General features: G+C 30.5%; 17 protein-coding genes. All 17 read left to right on the top strand.

Annotation, left to right across the window (positions count from 1 at the left end; translation table 11 throughout):
* Window positions 1–129: 129 nt before the first annotated feature.
* The 17 genes from FYJ83_RS08775 to FYJ83_RS08695 all read left to right on the top strand — a co-directional run bounded on the left by FYJ83_RS08775 (window position 130) and on the right by FYJ83_RS08695 (window position 17,317).
* On the top strand, window positions 130–426 hold the full coding sequence (locus FYJ83_RS08775; RefSeq protein ID WP_154439951.1) for a DUF1643 domain-containing protein: 297 nt from the start codon (window positions 130–132) through the stop codon (window positions 424–426).
* Between the two features lie 62 nt (window positions 427–488).
* A complete protein-coding gene (locus FYJ83_RS08770) occupies window positions 489–1,334 on the top strand; it encodes a hypothetical protein (protein WP_154439950.1) in 846 nt (281 codons plus the stop codon).
* Window positions 1,335–1,441: 107 nt separating this feature from the next.
* Window positions 1,442–2,563, top strand: coding sequence for a hypothetical protein (locus FYJ83_RS08765; RefSeq protein ID WP_154439949.1), 1,122 nt, complete (start codon window positions 1,442–1,444; stop codon window positions 2,561–2,563).
* 1 nt (window position 2,564) lies between these two features.
* Window positions 2,565–2,864 carry a hypothetical protein gene (locus tag FYJ83_RS08760; protein WP_154439948.1) on the top strand — a complete coding sequence of 100 codons (300 nt, stop codon included), beginning with the start codon at window positions 2,565–2,567 and terminating at the stop codon, window positions 2,862–2,864.
* A gap of 87 nt (window positions 2,865–2,951) precedes the next feature.
* A complete protein-coding gene (locus FYJ83_RS08755; RefSeq protein ID WP_154439947.1) occupies window positions 2,952–3,224 on the top strand; it encodes a hypothetical protein in 273 nt (90 codons plus the stop codon).
* 1,202 nt (window positions 3,225–4,426) lie between these two features.
* Window positions 4,427–5,161 (top strand): N-acetylmuramoyl-L-alanine amidase CwlD, encoded by a 735-nt coding sequence (cwlD, locus tag FYJ83_RS08750; protein WP_154439946.1) that lies wholly within the window; start codon window positions 4,427–4,429, stop codon window positions 5,159–5,161.
* 643 nt (window positions 5,162–5,804) lie between these two features.
* The gene (gene gcvT / locus FYJ83_RS08745) at window positions 5,805–6,899 is read left to right on the top strand and encodes a glycine cleavage system aminomethyltransferase GcvT (RefSeq protein WP_154439945.1); all 1,095 of its coding nucleotides are present in this window, start codon (window positions 5,805–5,807) and stop codon (window positions 6,897–6,899) included.
* 21 nt (window positions 6,900–6,920) lie between these two features.
* Window positions 6,921–7,304 (top strand): glycine cleavage system protein GcvH, encoded by a 384-nt coding sequence (gene gcvH / locus FYJ83_RS08740; protein ID WP_154439944.1) that lies wholly within the window; start codon window positions 6,921–6,923, stop codon window positions 7,302–7,304.
* A gap of 3 nt (window positions 7,305–7,307) precedes the next feature.
* Window positions 7,308–8,654, top strand: a complete 1,347-nt coding sequence (gene gcvPA / locus FYJ83_RS08735) for an aminomethyl-transferring glycine dehydrogenase subunit GcvPA (RefSeq protein ID WP_154439943.1) — start codon at window positions 7,308–7,310, stop codon at window positions 8,652–8,654.
* On the top strand, window positions 8,651–10,105 hold the full coding sequence (gene gcvPB / locus FYJ83_RS08730; protein ID WP_154439942.1) for an aminomethyl-transferring glycine dehydrogenase subunit GcvPB: 1,455 nt from the start codon (window positions 8,651–8,653) through the stop codon (window positions 10,103–10,105). The genes gcvPA and gcvPB overlap by 4 nt, the downstream gene beginning before the upstream one ends.
* The gene (gene lpdA / locus FYJ83_RS08725) at window positions 10,106–11,524 is read left to right on the top strand and encodes a dihydrolipoyl dehydrogenase (protein WP_326828327.1); all 1,419 of its coding nucleotides are present in this window, start codon (window positions 10,106–10,108) and stop codon (window positions 11,522–11,524) included.
* Window positions 11,525–11,572: 48 nt separating this feature from the next.
* Entirely contained in the window at window positions 11,573–12,181 is a 609-nt protein-coding gene (locus tag FYJ83_RS08720; RefSeq protein ID WP_154439940.1) for a phosphatase PAP2 family protein, read from the top strand.
* 105 nt (window positions 12,182–12,286) lie between these two features.
* Window positions 12,287–13,318, top strand: coding sequence for a M42 family metallopeptidase (locus FYJ83_RS08715; protein ID WP_154439939.1), 1,032 nt, complete (start codon window positions 12,287–12,289; stop codon window positions 13,316–13,318).
* A gap of 92 nt (window positions 13,319–13,410) precedes the next feature.
* Entirely contained in the window at window positions 13,411–14,811 is a 1,401-nt protein-coding gene (locus FYJ83_RS08710) for a hypothetical protein (RefSeq protein WP_154439938.1), read from the top strand.
* A gap of 130 nt (window positions 14,812–14,941) precedes the next feature.
* Window positions 14,942–15,922: an ABC transporter substrate-binding protein gene (locus tag FYJ83_RS08705; protein WP_154439937.1), complete on the top strand. Its 981-nt coding sequence runs from the start codon at window positions 14,942–14,944 to the stop codon at window positions 15,920–15,922.
* Window positions 15,897–16,652, top strand: coding sequence for an ABC transporter permease (locus FYJ83_RS08700; RefSeq protein ID WP_154439936.1), 756 nt, complete (start codon window positions 15,897–15,899; stop codon window positions 16,650–16,652). The genes FYJ83_RS08705 and FYJ83_RS08700 overlap by 26 nt, the downstream gene beginning before the upstream one ends.
* Window positions 16,631–17,317, top strand: a complete 687-nt coding sequence (locus FYJ83_RS08695) for an ABC transporter ATP-binding protein (RefSeq protein ID WP_154439935.1) — start codon at window positions 16,631–16,633, stop codon at window positions 17,315–17,317. The genes FYJ83_RS08700 and FYJ83_RS08695 overlap by 22 nt, the downstream gene beginning before the upstream one ends.
* Window positions 17,318–17,331: the final 14 nt, after the last annotated feature.

Below are 17,331 nucleotides of genomic sequence, written 5' to 3'. Positions count from 1 at the left end.
GTTCTTTAGGCTACATATCACCAATAAATTATAGAAATAAAATAGCTCTGGGAATAGTAGCATAAGTACATTTAAAGGGTAAATCTTTGTTCGAAATGAATTTGTCTAAAAAAGGGTTGCCTTTCCAATTTGTTTTCATATATGTCTACTAATCCTGATAATTTAAAATATAGAAATCAAGATTATGAAAGTGTTAATATTGAATATATAGAGCAAGCATTTGAAGATTCATCAATAATAATCATTGCTTGGACAAGAGGTGGACAGATAAATGAGAAGAGAAGAATTAAAGGTATATTAAAGAAATATGAACATAAGTTGAAATGTTTTAAAGATGGTAATGATAAAATAATGAGGCATCCGAGTAGAGGATTTAATGATAAGTGGACCTTAGTAGATTATAATTTTAACATAGAAGGATTATAAATTTCTATCAATTTAATGAAGGATAAGCAATATCTTTAGTATACGAAATGGAGAGTGAGTAAATGACGCCAGAGAAAAGTCTACATTATACAATGATTAAATACTTAGATATAGAAGGTGAAACTCAACTTAGTAACTTTATCAAACATTCAAAAATAGTATATGATAGGCGTTGGGATTATTCAGGTATAGTGTCGAATCAAAGAAAGATGTTCATTAATATTAAAACACCTATTGAGTTTAAAAAGACTTTAGAAGATAATCTAGAGAAGTTAGAGAAAATCTGTTTCGAGATTTATGAAGATGATGAAGAATATGCTGCGGTAGGTGTTTATATAAGTACATTAGCATATAACATAACAAGTGTAGAAATTGATGAAATTGAAAATGAAATTGTGGAGGATTCCATTTATCGGAACTTTATGTTGGAAATCTCAAGTATGGATATTGATCAGATTGAAAAGAGATATTTATATGAGGCTTGTGAATGTGGAATAAGAGATAATAGATTAGCAGCGAGTACAATGCTAGGATGTGCTGCAGAATACCTATTAATTAATCTTAGCAATGCATACTATAAATATTTGGAGAACAATGGAACGTCTAACGAAATTGAAAATTTCAAACGCAAAGTTATTAATGCAAAATCTGCTTATGATAGACTTGATGAATTTGAAAAAAGGATAGAATCAAATATAAGTTTATTTCAAGAATTAGGGTTTGAAAATCCTAAATTGAATTTTAACTTTCTAGATATTATCCGAAAGGTCAGGAATCAATCTGGACATCCAACAGGGCTAGAGGTTTCTGAAGGAGATTTAAAAATGTTCTTCGGCAATTATCAGCACTTTATAAAATTGGCCCATAAACTAATTGATGTATTTCCTACATATAGTGTTGAGGGGTAGATTTATTTGTTCGTTGTCGACTTATAAGTAAATCAATTCAGAATTACAAAATATGTTCACGAATAAAACCGGTATAAATAAAGATTATATATGGGAGTGGAAGAACTATGGTTGAAGGGAATTCAGTACAACCTGTTAAGATTGAGTTAGAAGTATTAAATACACTAGATGTAAACGATGTTTTTAGTCGGAAAGAAACCGAAATAGATTCTCAATTAATTGATGGGTTAATAAATTTAGTAAAGTCTAAAGATAATTTTTCTTCAATTAAGGAAGCCCCTGAAAATGTAAAAGATCTGTATGAAGTGGTTATTAAACCACATCTTCAGGAAGGAATAGATTCAGGAAATTTAGAATGGAATGGTGTTAGTGCTCAGATACGAAACAAGAAGAATGGGGAAATAGCAGGAAATATTGAACTATCAAAATACGAATTAGAGCAGGTGGTTCCCAATAAAAGTGCAATAAGTAATGCAACCAAAGCCATATGCAGTGTTGCAGGACAAATGCAATTAGTTGAAATTACGCAAAGATTAGAACAGATATCAGAGAAGATAGATTTATTAATAGAAAATGAAAGAGATAAAACAAACGCAAGACTAACTGGCACTTTAAAGACTTTGCAGAAAGCATTAATGATTGATGACAACAGTTCCTTTAAATTTGCTAGAATCGACAGATGCATTGATAGATTGCAGGAGTTAGTAGATTATTTTGAAATAAAAATTGATAAGGACTTAAACAAAGAAATAAAAAGGGGTATGCTAGAGTCTATTATTGACAGTTTTAAACCTTCAAATAGGCAAGATATAAAATTTTACGATTCTATGAAGAAATGGTTGGATAATAGCAATTATTATATTCAAGGGTATGTTTACTCTAAATTAGCATTAGCAAAATGCTATGAGGTTATCGAGGGCATTGAAGAAGGTCAGAGAGAACTTTATGAATGCAAACAAGTTTACAATGAATATCTTTTACGAATAGGTGAAAAAGTTACATATTTGCTTAAGGAGAAAGGATTATCAGTATCTGAAAGTCAAGACATTAATCAAGTTATTGATTACATAAGTAAAAGGCAAAAACATTCAAGGATAAAAACGAATCTGATTAAATTAAAGGAAAATACTGTTAAAGGTAATGATGATATTAGCAAACTTGATACTCAAGGAACAGGTTCAATTATTTTGGAATTGCAGGATATACAAGGTCTAGATAAGGAGGATTAAAATGCTTGAGGGATTCTGTTCAAATTGTCAGAAGAAGTCTTATTTTACCCATATAAAAAACAACACATATAAATGTAGTTTTTGCGGGATTGAATTTAAAAAGTGTAAAAACAAAAAGCACAATTGCTTAAATATGATAAATATTAAAAATCCTTCAGGATATTGTGATGACTGTATTAATAATGGGATAAAAGTTGGTAGAGTAGGACCAATTGCTGTTCTTGGTGGCATAGGTGTCTTTGCTTGGAAAAATAAAGGCAAAATTATTAAAGTTGCATCTAAAGTTATCAAAAGAGTATAAAAAATAGTAGATATAAAAAATTAATACGTTTGCTCATAAGGAGAGGGAAAAATGTATTAACTATATTAGAAAGGAGGAAAACATAATATGAAAGAACAATTTGAAAGGTATCTGATAGATTGTGGATATAAGCAAATAACTCCAAGTGGTAATCCTAGCACGGTTTATGATTATATCAAAAGAATTGATAAGATTTGTGAATGGGAGAATATCTCTTGGGAACAACTGGCTACTAATATACATATAATTCTACCGCAATATAATGTTGGAGGTAATAAAGAGGATTTGGGGAAAAAGTCACACAATGCAGTAATAAATGCTTTGAGACGTTTTTCAGATTATGTAATCCAAAACCTTTAAAAGTACGAAGATAAATAGAAGTCTGGAATTTGGGGAATTAAATTAAAGGTTTCTGAGACGATTCTTCTGAAGAAGTATGGACATTTTATAGATTTAAACGTATATCTAAACCTCTAATTTGGAAAGACGAATATAGCACACATTAAGTAAAATATTATATAGTATATTTAGGTCAATAAAATACCCTATATATAATGTAGGAAAAATTTTATTAATAACTAAATATATTAATTATAATTTATTACAATAGGCTTATTTGTTCATTGTCGACTTACAAAAGAGTCGGTTCAAAATTACAAAGTTTGTTCACGAAAGATACAGAGCGTCAGACTGGGAAACCAATCTGGCGCCTTTTATTTGTGCAGAAGTAGATCCCCCCGCCACAAACATTCCCGAAATCCAACAACCAATAATCCACCGTAGCCCAGTGAAATCAATATATATAAAAATATAAGTAAATACCTCCCCTATGCATATCGCACTTACATCTCATATAATTGTTCCTATTTTTCCACGAGCAAACTTTGTCATTCTTCACTGCTCACGAGCAAACTCGCTTGTCATTTTCTCATTTTTTATCTCTTTTTTTCTATTTTTTAAGTAAATGCAACCCACGAACAAACTTTGTCACTCAAAGTAACTTATGGGCGATAGACCTTGCAACCACTCGCTTACCAGCCGAGCAAACATTGTCAGTGGATGAGCAAACTCGTGTGTAACTGGACAATAATAATATCAAAATCCCTCAAGTATTTATATTTGAGGGATTTGTTGCTTTTATAATAAAAAAAGGAAGATTTACACCTTTTATTCTAAAGGCTTTTCGTAGATGATTTCCAAGAAAATTTGTTTTGGGAATTCCAATAGTGCTAATAAAGAAAAATAAACCATAAAAACAACCTAATAAATCGGATAAAAAATAATATAAAAAGCCTAGAAATCATACGACTTCTGGATCTCTTATATTATTTTTTTGTGTATAAATCATTGTGAAAAAAATAATAAATTTAATTTTGCTGTTTATAATTTCTAAAATGTCATTAGTATACTTGATTGCTTTAAGAGTCAATTTATTCAAGTTTTATAGGGTCCTAGAATTGGAATTTGATACCCTTTTTGTAGAATAATAAAAGCTTAATAATTACTCTTTCCTAGGAATATCCTTTGAATAAATACAATATATTTCTATAGGAGGGGATAGAATGAAGCTAATAATCATAAAGAAGAAGTATCTGCAAATACTCTGCATATTATTAATAGGAATTCTGATTTTAGGATTCTTTATATTAAAAAAGTCAAAAACAATGCCTGTTACCTATTTACCTATAGCGAATAAGGTTATTGCCATAGATCCAGGACATGGCGGGGTAGACCCAGGTGCAGTAAGCAAAAATGGAATCAAAGAAGATGAAATAAATTTACAGATAGCACTGAAATTGAAGCGATTAATAGAGCAAAGTGGAGGTATAGTAGTAATGACTAGATTTGAAGATGAAGGTTTATATACATCAGAATCTAAAACATTACGACAAATGAAAAGAGAAGATTTATTCAATAGAAAGGAAATAGTAAATGGAAGTAACAGTGAAATATTTATATCAATACACTTAAATAGCTTTATTAGACCTACATATTATGGGGCACAGACCTTTTATAATAAGGATTCAGAAGGAAGTCAACAACTGGCCTTGATAATACAAAAGGAATTAAAAAATATATTAGATAAAGATAATAATAGACAACCTCAAGTTAGGGATGATATTTTTATATTAAATGAAGTTAATATACCCTCTGTATTAGTAGAATGTGGTTTTCTATCAAATTCTAATGAAGAAAAACTCTTAATTAATGAATCATATCAGGAAAAAATAGCTTGGGCAATTTATGTAGGCATAATGAATTATTTCAATGAGTTAGACTTAGGATTTGATTATTGAATGTGGATAATTATTGTGGATAACATAAGGATATGTTAGTAAATAAAATACATTATTTACTAAACTTTAAATATAAAAGATTTAATTAAATTATAAGTTTACATAACTTATCCACTGCTGATTGTGGATAATGTTAATAAAGTGGATAAGTAAATGGAGTAATATTCAAATACTTCATTTATTTGTACATTCGACAAATTAAACTTATTAAAAACTTTATATTTCCAAAGAAATGTATTTTTCGACAATGGAATTTATTTACCATATATATGTAGAAAACTGTCAAATTATAACCTTAATGTGTTGTGACAAAATAGTCAATAAAAGGATAAAAGTATAAGAAGTAAATTTTAAATCAATGATAAAGTAAAAAGGTTAGAGAATTATAATGTAATTTATTTATAGACAAATTTTTATCAATCATTGATAAATACTTGTAAAACCAGAGAATATCAGATATACAAGGAATGATTGTTAAATAATTTGAAAAATAACAGTATTGCATAATTTTTCCTACTCTTGTATAATTAAAGCGTACTACAATATTATAATACTTAATACTATATATATAAAAACTGGTTTGAATTATAAATATTAGGGTAGCATATATGTAGTATGAAAAAATAAGGGAAGGAGTGGTAAAATGGAAGCAAAGAAAACCCCATTATACGATGAACACGTAAAACTTGGAGGAAAAGTAGTTGACTATGCAGGATGGTATCTTCCAATACAATACGAGGGTTTAGTTCCAGAACATGAGGCAGTTAGAAATAAAGTAGGATTATTTGATGTATCCCATATGGGAGAAATCACAATAAAAGGTAAAGATGCTTTAGCGTTTGTAGATTATCTTATGACAAATGATATATCTAAAGTTGTAGATAATCAAATAGTTTATACTTTTATGTGTGCACCAGATGGTGGAGTAGTAGACGACTTATTGGTTTACAGATTGGCTCATGATGACTTTTACTTAGTAGTAAATGCTTCAAATACAGACAAGGATTATAAATGGATTACAGAGCAAAAAGGTAATTTCGATGTAGAAATCGTTAATATTTCTGATACTGTTGGAGAAGTAGCAATACAAGGACCCTTAGCCCAAAAAGTACTACAAAAATTAACTAATACTGACTTAAATACAATTACCTTCTTTACTTTAAATAGAAAAGTAGATATTAATGGAGTAGAGTGTATGGTTTCAAGAACTGGATATACTGGAGAAGATGGATTCGAAGTATATACTACAAATGAAGGTGTAGTAAAGGTTTGGAACGATATACTTGAAGCAGGAAAAGAAGAAGGCATAAAGCCATGTGGTTTAGGATGTAGAGATACACTTAGATTTGAGGCTTCATTACCATTATATGGACATGAAATGTCTGATGTAATATCACCATTAGAAGGTGGATTTAAATACTTTGTTAAACTTGACAAAGCATCAGACTTCATAGGAAAAGAAGCACTTAACAAACAATGGACAGAAGGACTAAAAAGAAAATTAGCTGGATTTGAGATGATTGGAAGAGGTATTCCAAGAGAAGGCTATGAAATACAAAAAGATGGTAAAGTAATAGGACATGTAACTACAGGATATATGTCACCTACACTTAAGAAAAATATAGGTAATGCACTTATAGCAACAGAATATACAGAATTAGGTACAGAAGTGGATATAATGATTAGAAATAAGCCTGTTAAGGCTAAAATAATTAGCAAAAAATTCTTAAGCAAATAATATAAATTAGGAGGGTTAATAATGAAAGTACAAAAAGGTTTACATTATACAAATGATCATGAATGGGTTAAATTAGAAGGCGATGTAGCAGTTATAGGTGTTGCAGATTATGCACAACATCAATTAGGAGATATAGTTTATGTAGAACTACCAGAAATTGATGATGAAATTGAAAAAGAAGAAGCTTTTTCAGCTGTAGAATCCGTTAAGGCAGCAGCAGATATTTATATGCCAGTAAGTGGTAAAGTAGTGGCAATAAATGAAGAACTAATAGATGACCCTGCTCTTTTAAATGCTGATCCATATGAGAATTGGATGATTAAAGTAGAAATGACTAATAAAGCTGAATTAGACGAATTAATGACAAGTGAGGAATACGAAAAGTTTTTAGCTGAGGAGGAATAAAATATGTATCCATACATTCCAACTACTCGTGAAGACGAGCAGGAGATGCTAAAGTCCATAGGGCTTAACTCTCCAGAAGATCTTTTTAGTGACATTCCAAAGGACTTACAATTAAATAGAGAATTAAATCTACCTAAGTCCAAATCTGAATTGGAAGTTAGTTCATATTTAACAGCTTTAGCTAATAAAAACTGTTCTATAAGTGAATTAACTTGCTTCCTTGGAGCTGGAGCATATGATCATTATATTCCTTCAATAATAAATCATATTATTTCAAGGTCTGAATTTTATACATCATATACTCCATACCAGCCAGAAATAAGTCAAGGAACACTACAATATATATTTGAGTTCCAAACACTTATATGTAATTTAACTGGAATGGATGTTGCAAATGCTTCATTATATGATGGAGGTACAGCAATTACTGAAGCGGCTTTAATGGCTGCAGCACATTCTAGAAAAGATGAAATAATAATTTCTAAAACAGTGAGACCAGAATCAATTCAAATTTTAAAAACTTATGCTCATGTTCAAGGACTAAAAGTTATAGAAGTTGATATGAAAGATGGAGTTACTGATTTAGAAGCATTAGATGGTTTAGTAAATGATAATACTGCAGCAGTAGTGGTTCAAAGTCCAAACTTCTTTGGTATAATAGAAGATTTAAAAGCTACAAGTGAAATTGTTCATAAAGCTAAAAAGGCTAGTTTTATAGCATCAGTTGACCCAATATCTCTTGCTGTCCTGAAAAAACCTAGTGAATTAGGGGTAGATATTGTAGTGGGAGAGGCACAAGGAATGGGAATACCTGTATCATTTGGTGGACCATATCTAGGATTTATAGCTGCAAGATCTGAATATATGAGAAAGTTACCTGGTAGAATAGTTGGACAGACTGAAGATAAAAATGGTAAAAGATCTTTTGTTCTAACTCTTACAGCTAGAGAACAACATATAAGAAGAGAAAAAGCTACTTCCAATATTTGTTCAAACCAAGGTTTAAATGTTTTAGCTGCAACTATATACATGGTTACCATGGGTAAAGAAGGACTTAAAGAAGTTGCACTTCAAAGTACTAAGAAAGCACATTATGCTTTTGAACAACTTACTAAATCTGGTAAATATAAGCCAGTTTTTGATAAACCATTCTTTAAGGAATTTGCTGTTACATCAGATTTATGCCCTGAAAATATTACTAAAGAATTAAGAAAAGCTAATATTATAGGTGGCTATAACTTAGGTAAAGATTATCCCCAATTAGAAAATGCTGTCCTTTATGCAGTAACTGAAAAGAGGACAAAAGATGAAATAGATAGATTAAGTAGTGTATTGGAGGGGATAAAATGAGAAAGTATGATAAATTAATATTCGAATTATCTAAACCAGGAAGAAAAGCATATAATCTTCCAGAACTAGATGTAGAAGATAAATGTATAAAGAATTTTATTCCAGAAGAATTTTTAAGTGATAGTGAAGTTAACTTCCCAGAACTATCTGAAGTTGATGTAGTTAGACACTATACTAATTTATCCAATAAAAACTATGGATTAGATACTGGATTTTATCCACTTGGATCTTGTACAATGAAATATAATCCAAAGATTAATGAAGATACAGCAAGATATGATGGATTTGCCAATATCCATCCTTATCAATCAGAAGACTGTGCTCAAGGAGCATTACAGTTATTATATGAATTAGATAAATCACTTGCTGAAATAGCTGGTATGGATAAAATGAGTTTACAACCAGCAGCTGGTGCTCATGGTGAGTTAACTGGTATAATGGTTATAAAAGCATACCATGAGAACAATGGAGATTTCAATAGAAATAAAATCATAGTTCCAGACTCAGCTCATGGTACTAACCCGGCTACTGCAGCAATGGCAGGATATAAAATAGTAGAAGTTAAATCAACTAAAGAAGGTTTAGTTGATATAGAGGCTCTTAAAGCCGTAGTTGGAGATGATACAGCAGGTTTAATGCTTACAAATCCAAATACTTTAGGTATATTTGAGAAGGATATTAAAGAGATTGCGAAAATTGTTCATGATGCTGGTGGACAACTGTATTATGATGGAGCAAATGCCAATGCAATTCTTGGCCATGCGAGACCAGGAGATATGGGATTTGACGTAGTTCACTTTAACCTTCATAAGACTTTCTCAACACCTCATGGTGGTGGAGGACCAGGAGCAGGACCTATAGGAGTTAAGAAACACCTAGAGGAATTCTTACCAGTTCCAATTGTACAAAAAGAAGGAGAAAGATACTTCTTAGATTACAATGTTCCACATACTATAGGTAAAGTTAAAGATTTCTATGGACACTTTGGAATATTAGTTAGAGCATATACTTACATCCTAACAATGGGTAGTGATGGATTAAAGAAAGCTAGTGAAATAGCAGTATTAAATGCTAACTATATGGCTAATAAGCTAAAAGAACATTTCTATTTACCAATAGATACATTATTCAAGCATGAGTTTGTATTAGGTGGATTAAAAGATACATTATCAGAAGTAACTACATTGGATATAGCCAAGAGATTACTTGATCTTGGTTATCATCCACCAACAGTTTACTTCCCGTTGATTATTAATCAAGCAATAATGATTGAGCCTACAGAAACTGAATCTAAGGAAACTCTTGATGAGTTTATTGATGCTATGATTCAAATTTCTCAAGAATCAAAGGATAATCCACAAATATTAAAAGATGCACCTAATAATACTAGAGTAAGTAGACCAGATGAAACTAAGGCAGCGAGAAGTCCAATTCTTAAATATGAAGGGTAGGTGTACTATTTGACTAAAACTATTGCAGTTATAGGAGCTGGTCCAGGAGGCTATGTAGCGGCAATAAGAGGAGCTCAACTTGGTGCAAATATCATCTTAATAGAAAATAGAGAAGTAGGGGGTACATGTCTCAACCGAGGCTGTATCCCTACTAAAACATATTTTAGAAATGCAGAAATAATGTCTAATTTCAAGAGAGCAGAAGAATTTGGCATTACAGCAGGAGAATTTAAGATGGATGGAAAAGCACTTCAAGAGAGAAAAAATAATGTAGTAGGTACTTTAGTAAAAGGTATCGAACAACTTATATCTTCTTATAAGAATATAGAATTCTATAATGGAACAGCTAATATAAAAGACAAGAATACTATTTCCATAGATTTAAAAGATGGTACTGAAAAGACAGTTACTGTAGATAATATAGTAATTGCCACAGGCTCTAAACCTCAAATGACTGAAACCAAAGGGGTAGATTTAGATGGAGTAATTACATCTGATGAACTTCTGGAGATGGAAGAGATTCCAGAAACCTTAATTGTAGTAGGTGGTGGAGTTATAGGATTAGAGTTTGCAAGTATTTATCAAGAATTAGGCTCTCAAGTAATTCTTTTAGCATCAAGAATATTAAAAGATGCAGATAAAGAAATTTCAAGAAGATTAACTCCTATACTGAAAAAACAGGGTATTGAGACATATATAGATATAAGGGCTAAAGAAATCACTAAAGAAGGAAATAAATTAAAAGTTTTAGCCAAGTATAAGGAAAAAGATGAAGAAATAGAAGTAATAGGAGATAAAGTACTTATTGCATCAGGTAGGGGACCTGTATTAGAGGGACTAAACCTAGATGAATTAGGAATCAAATATGATGACAAAGGTATATTTGTAAATCAGGAATTTGAAACCCACATAGAAGGTATATATGCTATAGGAGATGTAAACAGGGGAGTACAGTTAGCCCATGTGGCATCAGCTCAAGGTGTATATGTAATGGAAAAAATAATGGGTCATACCCCTGATATTAATATGGACATATATCCTAATTGTGTGTTTACAATGACTGAAGTAGCCCATGTAGGGTATACTGAAGAAGAACTAAAAGAAAAAGGAATACCTTATAAAGCTAGTAAGTTTATGTTTGCAGCCAATGGTAAAGCCTTATCTTTAGGAGAAGGAGAAGGTATAATTAAAATCCTTGCTGGGGAAGAAGATAAGAAGGTTTTAGGAGTTCATATTCTAGGATCTCATGCAAATGATTTAATACATGAAGGCGCATTGGCTATATCTAATGATTTAGATATTAATAGTATAATGAGAACGATTCATGCCCATCCAACTCTTTCAGAAGCATTCTTTGAAGCTACATTAGGATTGGAAAATCAAGCAATTCATATAGCACCACCAAGAAAAAGAAGATAAAAAGACGGGGAATTTTTCCCGTCTTTTTTGTAACTAGTAGGAGGAATTATGAGTAAAGATACTAAGATTATTATATTAAGCCTTATGATGATTATATTCTTTGCATTAGGGTTAATGGTTAGGGGAAATAGTGAAGGAATTCTTTTTGATGCAAATATAATGGAATATGTGCATAAAGATATTAATCCCAATTTATTGTCTATTATGAGAACTATATCTTTTATTGGATCAGAAAAGTTTTTAATTCCTGCTATAGCTATGGTTATAGTATATACCTTAGTTAAGAAGGAATATTATATATCTAAATTATTATTAACATCTTCATTAGGATGCTATATATTAAATTTTATATTAAAGCAAATATTCAATAGAACAAGACCAATAAAATATTTTTTGGTGAAACAAGGCGGATTAAGTTTTCCTAGTGGACATTCTATGGTTACTATGAGCCTTTATTCTACAATAGCATTTTTATTGGCGAAAAAAGTAAAAGACAAAAGGAAACAAAGGTTAATATACATTGTATCTTTTGTCATGATTTGTATAATGGGTCTAAGCAGGATTTATCTAGGGGTACATTGGCCAACAGATATAATAGGAGGTTTTCTTATAGGATATGTATTCCATTATTTGACTATTACTTTAGTTAAGGAATAGAGGGATATAATTTTTACTTAAATCCTCAAACATTCTGAATTTGCAATCAATGGCATATCTGCTATAATTTAAATAGATACAAATAAAATAAAGGGAGGTATAAAATTGAATATAGATATAGAAAAGATTTTAGACAAGATGACAAAATACTTGGATATACCTAGTCCCACTGGCTATACAAAGGAAGCCATAACAGAAGTCCAAAAAGAATTTGAATATCTAGGACTGTCTACTCAATTGACTAAAAAAGGAGCTTTAATCGCTACTTTAAATGGACAAAATAATGATGAACATGTAATGCTATCGGCTCACATTGATACTTTAGGTGCCATGGTTAAAGAAATAACTAACGATGGTAAGCTAAGATATAATAAAGTTGGTGGAGGTAGTTGGTCTGCTATAGAGGGAGAAAATTGCTACATAATAACTAGAAAAGGTAAAAGAGTCCGAGGATCCATAGTTCCTAAAATTGCTTCAACTCACATTTATGGTCAAGAAAAAGCAAATGTAGCAAGAGATCAAACCAATATGCTTGTTAGAATTGATGAAATAGTAAAATCAAAAGCAGATGTGCTTAAGTTAGGCATTAATGTGGGAGACTTCATAGCTCTTGACACAAGAACAGAAATAACAGAAAGTGGATTTGTTAAAAGCAGATACTTAGATAATAAGTTAGCAGTTGCCATTTTACTAGAAATATGCCGATATTTTAAAGAGAATTCTATAACGCCTAAATATACTACACATTTTTATATAAGTAATTATGAAGAAGCAGGTCATGGGGTGTCTGTGATTCCAGAAAAGACAAAAGAAATGATAGCAATAGATGTAGGAATTGTGGGAGAAGGGCAAGAATCTAATGAGTTTAGTGTAAGCATTGCAGCTAAGGATAAAAAAAGCCCATATAATTTTGAATTTAGAAATAAGCTTGTAGATATAGCTGAAGAAAATAATATAGATTATGTAGTTGATGTATATAATTTTTATAGTTCTGATGCTACCCAATGTATGCATCAAGGAAAAGATGTAAATTTTGCTTCCTTAGGACCTGCAGTAGATTCTTCTCATCATTATGAGAGAACTCATGTAGGATCTATAATAAATACAACTAAATTATTAATTAAATATTTGTATTAGATATTAATATAAAGTAGGTTTTAGATTTATTTTCACCTACATAACCTTCTTTGCATATTCTAAAGTACTAAAGAAATGCAAGGAGGGATATTATGTCCATTGAATTAAATGCTCTACACTATGTGTATCTCTTATTTACATTAATAATATTAGGTGTAATGATTAAAAAGAGAGATACTACATTAGTTTGTATTCTGGGGATATTTATATTAGGGCTTATTGCAACATCTTCGCTGTCACAATCTGTAATGGGTGTTTTTAATTCTTTTATTTATGCCATAGTAGAATTAATGGGAACGATTCTAATAATTTCAGTAATAGTAGGAATGAGTACAATACTAACTAATACAGGAATAAATGAAATAATGATCTCACCTTTTACTAAATTAATTAAAAATCCTACATTGGCCTATTGGACAATAGGAATACTTATGATGATTATATCCTGGTTTTTCTGGCCTTCACCAGCAGTGGCATTAATAGGAGCTGTTATGTTACCAGTAGCAATAGGAGCAGGATTACCTGCTTTGGGAGTAGCTGTAGCCATGAACTTATTTGGTCATGGAATAGCTTTATCAGGAGATTTTATTATTCAAGGTGCACCAAAACTTACAGCAGATGCAGCAGGATTAGCAGTGGGAGAGGTAATATCAGCTAGCATTCCATTAGTAATTACCATGGGAGTAGTTACAACTTCTATAGCTTTTATAATGCTGAAGAAAGACTTAAAAAATGGTAAACTGAAATTAGAAGAAAAAACAAATATAAGAAAATCAGAAGAAAATGAAGAAAATATAAAAGAAGTTCTAAGTATAAAAACCAAGAAAACTTTATCAATAATAATTCCATTATTATTTGCTCTAGATGTTGTAATTATGTTTATAGCAAAATTACAAGGTGGGGATGCTACAGCTTTAATAGGTGGTACTGCAATATTTATACTCATTCTAGTATCACTTTTAACCTTCAAAGGAAAAGCATTAGAAGAAATAACAAAACATCTAGTAAAAGGATTTAAATTTGGATTTGAAATATTTGGTCCTGTTATTCCAATTGCTGCATTTTTCTATTTAGGTGATGATGGCTTTCTAAAAGTTATTGGAGAATTTTTACCTCAAGGTTCGGAAGGTTTAGTCAATGATTTAGGTATAGCATTGGCTAATATTGTTCCATTAAACCCAGGAGTAGGAGCAGCAACTCTTACAACTGTAGGTGCCATAACAGGTTTGGATGGTTCGGGATTTTCTGGAATATCTTTAGCAGGTTCAGTAGCCAGACTTTTTGGGGCAGCCATAGGAAAAGGAGTAGCTACACTTACAGCATTAGGTCAAGTGGCTGGTATATGGGTAGGTGGAGGAACTATAATTCCTTGGGCAGTTATTCCAGTAGCAGCCATATGTGGTGTAGACCCATTTGAATTAACAAGGAGAAACTTTAAACCTGTAGTCACTGGATTAATTGTAACGACAATAGTAGCAATGTTTATAATGTAAATATATGAAATAAATATAAAAAAGGTTTTCTAAAGGCTTTATGAGTTAGAAAACCTTTTTTTAAATGAAATGTATATATGATATAAAGTATATGATATAATAATAACAAATTATGGAAAGGGGATTAAATATGAAAAGATATTTTAGATTATTAGTAATATTAGTCATTATAACATCATTAACTATTGGGTGTACTAAAGACACAAATATAAATAAGGAATTAAAAACCATAAGTTTTGCCTATCAAGATGGTACACCAGCATTGACAGCAGCTAAACTTGCTTTGGAGAATGAAACTTTAGATGAATATATAGGTATTGATTATGAGATGGTAAAGTCTCCAGACTTGTTAGTTAGTAAGATACTAAAAGAAGAGGCAGATATAGCCATAGTACCATCTAATTTAGCGGCTCAGGCTTTTAATAAAGGTTTATCCTATGAAGTAGTAGGGACTTCTGTATGGGGATCACTTTATTTAACAAGTACAGAGGATATAAATAATATTGAAGAGCTAAAAGGTAAAGAAATATATAGCTTTGGTAAAGGGTTGACTCCAGATTTAGTTTTTACATATATTCTAAATAAAAATGGTATTGATCCAGTAAAGGATGTAAATATAAGCTATTTAAACGCTGCTTCAGAGGTTGGTCCCATATTTCTAAGCGGAAAAAGTAATTTAGCTATTCTAGCTGAACCATTGCTTACTACAGTAATGATGAAAAAAGAAGATGCTAAGATAGTTTTTGATTTAAACAAGGAGTGGGAAAGGGCAACAGGGGCACAAAATGGTTTTCCTCAAGCTAGTTTAGTGATAAAAAGAGACTTAATAGAAATTAATCCAGAGTTCGTAGAAAGCTTTATTAGTACTTATGAAGAAAGTAGAAAATGGGCAGGGGAAAATAAAGAGAAACTTGCTGAATATGCTGAAAAACTTGAAATCAGTGTAAATAAAGAAACCATAGAGAAAGGAATCCTATGGAACAATATAGAGATATTTGGTATTGAAGACTGTAAAGAGGAGTATAAGATTTACTACAATGCTATATTGGATTTTGCACCAGATTTCATAGGGGGAAAAATACCAGATGAAAAGCTTTACTTTGAAAAATAGAAGATTATCTGTTATTTCAAAATTATTAATAATAGTCCTATGGATATTACTATCAAGAACTATAGATAACGAAGTGATATTTCCTACAATAAGTAGTACATTTCATAGTTTTACGGATATAGTTAGAAGACCAAGTTTTATAATTATTATAAGTCATTCTCTAATAAGAACTTTGATTGGATTTGTTATTTCGTTAGTATTGGCAGTTATTATTGGAATATTATCTAGTATTTCTAATATTATATATCACTTAATGATACCTATAATTAATTTTTTAACTTCAGTACCAACCATGGCAATCATCATATTAGCTCTTATATGGCTAAATAATGAATTTGCACCAATGTTTGTAGGGTTTATTATGGTATTTCCAATATTATATGAAACAGTTCTAAAAGGTATATTGGATTTAGATAGCAATATTATAGATATGGCAAAAGTATATAAAGTACAAAAGATGACTCTTATAAAAGATGTCTATATACCAAATATCTTTTTAAATTTAAGTTATATTTTCCCTTCTGCATTGGGAATTAATTTTAAAATGGTAATAGCAGGAGAGGCTTTATCTCAACCTAAATACGCCATAGGAACTAATCTTCAATTACAGAAGATGTATTTAAATACATCTGGAGTTTTTGCTTGGATAATTATAATCCTCCTTATGTCTAAGATATTTAAGTATGTATTAGAAGGAGTAAATCATTTATGTATAAAATCAAAAATATAAATAAAAGTTATAAGGATTTAAAAGTTCTTGAAGATATTAGTATTGACTTTCCTAAAAATAAAACCATATGTATATTAGGTTCATCTGGATGTGGAAAAACTACTTTATTAAATATATTATTGGGAATAACCAATAAGGACTCGGGAGATATAATTGGATTTGAAGAAGATATATCTGTTGTGTTTCAGGAGGATAGGCTTATTCCGTGGAAAAACATAAAAGATAATATTAAATTTGTATTGAAAAGAAAAATGGAAAAAGAACAAATAGAAAGTATTATAGATGAGTATTTTGAATTAGTAAATTTACAAGAATACAAATATTATTACCCTAAAAATATTAGTGGGGGGATGAGACAAAAAATAAATATATTAAGAGCATTTCTTTATCCATCAAATATACTTATAATGGATGAGCCTTTTAAATCCTTAGATATTAACAGTAAGGAAGTTTTAATAAACTTTTTTAAGGATTTGAGAATAATTGAAAATAAGACTTGTATAATAGTAACTCATGATATAGATGAAGCAATAGCTTTAGGCCATAAGATAGTAATACTTACAGATAAACCTACTATGGTGAAAAGAGTAATTGAATCAGAGGGGATAAAAGATAAAACTGAATTAAGAATACTTATAGAAGAAGAGTTAATTATAAAAAAATGAAGTATCTAGGGAAA

Source organism: Tissierella pigra (assembly GCF_009695605.1).
In the GTDB taxonomy this organism is placed as follows: Bacteria; Bacillota; Clostridia; order Tissierellales; family Tissierellaceae; genus Tissierella; species Tissierella pigra.
This window is presented reverse-complemented; position numbering and strand designations above follow the sequence as displayed.

Bases quoted from the DNA above. Each gene is read 5' to 3' on its own strand.
- FYJ83_RS08765 (WP_154439949.1), top strand. From the start codon at position 1,442: ATGGTTGAAGGGAATTCAGTACAACCTGTTAAGATTGAGTTAGAAGTA.
- gcvPB (WP_154439942.1), top strand. From the start codon at position 8,651: ATGAGAAAGTATGATAAATTAATATTCGAATTATCTAAACCAGGAAGA.
- gcvT (WP_154439945.1), top strand. From the start codon at position 5,805: ATGGAAGCAAAGAAAACCCCATTATACGATGAACACGTAAAACTTGGA.
- FYJ83_RS08770 (WP_154439950.1), top strand. From the start codon at position 489: ATGACGCCAGAGAAAAGTCTACATTATACAATGATTAAATACTTAGAT.
- FYJ83_RS08720 (WP_154439940.1), top strand. From the start codon at position 11,573: ATGAGTAAAGATACTAAGATTATTATATTAAGCCTTATGATGATTATA.
- gcvPA (WP_154439943.1), top strand. From the start codon at position 7,308: ATGTATCCATACATTCCAACTACTCGTGAAGACGAGCAGGAGATGCTA.
- gcvH (WP_154439944.1), top strand. From the start codon at position 6,921: ATGAAAGTACAAAAAGGTTTACATTATACAAATGATCATGAATGGGTT.
- cwlD (WP_154439946.1), top strand. From the start codon at position 4,427: ATGAAGCTAATAATCATAAAGAAGAAGTATCTGCAAATACTCTGCATA.
- FYJ83_RS08710 (WP_154439938.1), top strand. From the start codon at position 13,411: ATGTCCATTGAATTAAATGCTCTACACTATGTGTATCTCTTATTTACA.
- FYJ83_RS08695 (WP_154439935.1), top strand. From the start codon at position 16,631: ATGTATAAAATCAAAAATATAAATAAAAGTTATAAGGATTTAAAAGTT.
- FYJ83_RS08705 (WP_154439937.1), top strand. From the start codon at position 14,942: ATGAAAAGATATTTTAGATTATTAGTAATATTAGTCATTATAACATCA.
- FYJ83_RS08755 (WP_154439947.1), top strand. From the start codon at position 2,952: ATGAAAGAACAATTTGAAAGGTATCTGATAGATTGTGGATATAAGCAA.
- FYJ83_RS08700 (WP_154439936.1), top strand. From the start codon at position 15,897: ATGAAAAGCTTTACTTTGAAAAATAGAAGATTATCTGTTATTTCAAAA.
- FYJ83_RS08760 (WP_154439948.1), top strand. From the start codon at position 2,565: ATGCTTGAGGGATTCTGTTCAAATTGTCAGAAGAAGTCTTATTTTACC.